The organism is Halorubrum tibetense (assembly GCF_042661865.1).
Taxonomy (GTDB): Archaea; Halobacteriota; Halobacteria; order Halobacteriales; family Haloferacaceae; genus Halorubrum; species Halorubrum tibetense.
This window is the reverse complement of record NZ_JBHSWW010000499.1, coordinates 1-1,037: the sequence shown is the minus strand read 5'-3', so window position 1 is coordinate 1,037 and position 1,037 is coordinate 1. Positions and strand designations below refer to the sequence as shown.

Here is a 1,037-nt window from a genome sequence, read left to right as displayed (position 1 = left end):
GCGCTTCGGCGTCGGCTAGGTCGGCGGCGGTCGCGTCGAGCTCGGACCGGGCCTCCTCCAGCTCGGTGGCGGTCTCGTCGCGCTCCGCGGCAGTCGACGCCGTCTCGGCCTGCATCCGCTCGTAGTCGTCCCGAACGGGATCGGTTATGAGCGGCACGATCGTCCCCGCGAGGCCGATCACGACGATCCCGGCAGCGTACAGCGCGTTGACGACCTCGTTGCCGGTCGAGCGCGACCAGCCGTCGGGGAAGACGACGAAGAAGTACGCCACCGCAGCGAGCGTGAGCAGCCCCCCGAGGAGGCCGAGCGTCGTCGCCGATCGCTTCAGCGGGAACCGGACGATCGCACCGATCATCACGGTCGGCGGCGACAGCGCGACCAGCGCGTAGCCGACTGCCCGTGCGGTCGTCCGCGGGTCGGTAAGGGCGAACACGACGACACCCAGCACGCCGAGGATCACTCCGAGCGAGAAGATCCAGTACCCCTGTACCTCGTCGTCGGTGGTCGGTGTCCCGATACGTCCCTCATATAGGTCCGCGAGTGGACCGTTCGGTTTCGTGTCTCCCATGTTCGGAGCACTCACGCCGGCGGGGGATATATATGTGGGTAGTTGTCAAACCACAATCTCCGGCCCGTCTCCGCCGGAAGCGGCGTCGAGCGTTCCGCTACCCTACCTTTTACGCTTTGACCGTCCCGTCCTCCGGTATGCACGTGCTTCGTGGTGGACGGGTCGCGGACGTGGACGGGACCAGAGCGGCCGACGTCGCGATCGCCGATGGCGAGATCGTCGCCGTTGGCGACCCGGCTGCGGTTGACGCCGCCCTCGAGGGGGACGATACCGCGACCGACGCCACCGAACCGACCGAAACCGACGTTTCGGGGCGGGTGATCGCGCCGGGGCTTATCGACGCACACGTCCACCTGATGATGGACGGGCGGCCGGATGTCGCCACTGCCACCGCCGACAGCGACTACACCGCGAGCTACCGGGCGGCACGGAACCTGCGGGCGGCCGCCGAGGCCGGAGTCACGGCCGT

General features: G+C 68.7%; 1 protein-coding gene and 1 pseudogene. One reads left to right on the top strand and one right to left on the bottom strand.

Translation table 11 applies throughout. The annotated features are described in order from the left end of the window. Positions 1-568, bottom strand: a 568-nt coding sequence (locus ACFQEU_RS16500) for a cell division protein CdpA domain-containing protein (protein ID WP_465261177.1), incomplete at its 3' end; no start/stop codon positions are given. Positions 569-705: 137 nt separating this feature from the next. Between ACFQEU_RS16500 and ACFQEU_RS16495 the strand changes: the two are divergent. Next, positions 706-1,037, top strand: a pseudogene (locus ACFQEU_RS16495) (amidohydrolase family protein); the annotation flags it as partial.